1 protein-coding gene is annotated in these 2317 nt (G+C 39.2%); it reads right to left on the bottom strand.

Annotation, left to right across the window (positions count from 1 at the left end):
* Positions 1-309: 309 nt before the first annotated feature.
* Entirely contained in the window at positions 310-1989 is a 1680-nt protein-coding gene (locus QUA44_RS30390) for an IS1634 family transposase (RefSeq protein WP_333257621.1), read from the bottom strand.
* Positions 1990-2317 lie beyond the last annotated feature (328 nt).

Genomic DNA, 2317 nt, shown 5'->3' with positions numbered 1-2317 from the left:
AACCCACATTCCGCACCCCCAACTGGCACATAGGCAGATGGAGGGGATAAAAGTAAATCATCCGAGATAATCGTGAGTAAAAACACCCAAAAATCTGTGCAACGCTCGCATCACTCAGTTAGGAATTCCTAAAAATTGACATGAGGGCATTAATTCAATCTTCTTAACCCATTAAAAGTCAAAAATCAGACCATTGATAACTATTAATTCCCAGCATATATCGCCCGCATTATGACAATAATACATCACTGCTGAATCAACAATTATTTAAATGTAAGTCAGTTTTACCAATCAATAATCGACTTCATTTCACAACAAAAAATAATAAGACCGACAGGTGACTGGAAATAAATTTAAGATGGCTAACCGTTCTGATGTCAAATTAGAAACTTGCTGAATTCCTTGAAGACACACGGCATGAATCGATTGAAAACTTTGGAATATCCAGCGCAAAGTAGGTCGATTGGTTCCTTTGCCCAACTGATTTTTTACGGTTTTATTAGTGAGTTGCAAGTTTTGCCGGAGTAACCTTTGACCTAAAGTATAAATCAACAAACACAAACCCATTACCAAAGTTAAAGCCTCTCTTCTTTCCGGCGACTTTAGAAACACGCTATCCGTAAAAAACAAGGGGTCTTTCAAAAACCCAAACCCTCTCTCTGCCGACTGCTGTTCCTTATATTTTACAATCATTTCATCAGGATTTAATTGTGAAGCATCCAGCACATTAGTAGCTAAGATAAATCTGCCACTAGCTTTGGTTGCTTTGGCTACCGCACTAGCATCTAATTCTAGTTGTGCCTGAACTTTAAATATTAGCTGAGAGCTAGAAATGTCAGAACTGGTCGAATTAGCATGGGATTTTGCTGTCGATTGTCTGCTACTAATTTGGGTTAAATTATGATATTTTAGTTCTGTAGATAAACGACGTGCTGCTGACAAGGCATCGGTGTCACAAGCAAATTCAATATTTGATAACTCTCGCAACTTTTTCTGACCCTCAATTTCAGCTTTTTTGAGTTTTTTTTCTAATTTACGTTGGTCTGCCTCACGACGCAAACTGCTCTCTACTACTAACCATCTTTGTGTAATTCCACCATAATTACTTTTGTGTTCTGACCAACGATATCCGGTCACAGCACTATCGTGAAATTCTGATTCATTTAATTGAGATACCAGTTGCTGCGCTTGTTTCAGACTGAGTGGTACACGAGTTAACCATCTTAAATTGGTTAACATTTCTAAATTGGGAGCGGTATATAATGCACTGTCAGCTACCATTAAACTGTCGAGATTTAATTTGTTTTTAAAGTCTTGACAAATTGAGGCGAATATGGAATTATCTGATTCGTTTCCTGAAGCTACTCGTAAAAATAGTGGTACATCTCCATCTCCACTACAAATTAGGTCTAAAATGAACTGTTTTAAGTCGGGACGATGATCGCGAGAGTAGCCGTAGGTAATCTCAATTGGTATGGGCGATGTTTGATGGTTGATTGATGAATTATCTAACTGATTGCTATCTGTTTCTATGCTCGAAAAAGATACTGATGGCAATTCTTGCTCATATTTGCCATGTAGATGAAATGAACTTGAGTCCAGGTGAGATGTGTCGGTATTTATCTCGAATTTTTGAGCGGCTGACAGGGCAATGGTTGTGAAGATTTCCGTAATTCCTGTCAAATATAATTTATCTAATACTCTGCCTAAACGGTCATCATTTAAATGTGATGCTTGAATCCCCGTTCCAAGTAAATGTTCTACTGCTTTCCCTTCAAAAAATTTAGAAAATAAATACAAGGGGGCGGAAACCATCCCTAATCCATTAATAATCATGGCTTTAACTACCAGGCCGGGACTGACTATCTCGCCCGGTTGTTCGCCTACTAATTCATTGATTTTTTGGACTATTCCTATTTCATCAATTAGACCGGCTATCAAGCCCAGATGATCTAGGTTTTCTACTTTCATCTGGGATGCTTTCTGCATGGGCTGCTGAATCCTGATTTGATTGTTCATCGCGAGCGCCAGTTTACACTATTTTTGGTGATGATTTGTTACGGAAGAGCGAGCGCAATTAACGCTTTTTCGCGGCTGTGAGCGCGTTACGGATACATAATAAACTTGGTTTTTTACCGCTCGCAATTTTAACTGATATCAGATTTAACTCACGCCCTCACGTCAATTTTCCAGAATGGACTACTGGGTAATGCTGAGTGACCGAGATAGTTGAGTATTTCTACTCATGATGGTCTCGGATGATTCACTTTTACCCCCTCAATCTGCCTATGTGCCAGTTGGGGGTGCGGAATGTGGG

This window comes from Microcoleus sp. N9_A2, from assembly GCF_036701775.1.
Classification (GTDB): domain Bacteria; phylum Cyanobacteriota; class Cyanobacteriia; order Cyanobacteriales; family Microcoleaceae; genus Microcoleus.
The sequence above is the reverse complement of the archived record's forward strand: the minus strand, read 5'-3'. Positions and strand labels throughout refer to the sequence as shown.

Bases quoted from the DNA above. Each gene is read 5' to 3' on its own strand.
- QUA44_RS30390 (WP_333257621.1), bottom strand. From the start codon at position 1,989: ATGCAGAAAGCATCCCAGATGAAAGTAGAAAACCTAGATCATCTGGGC.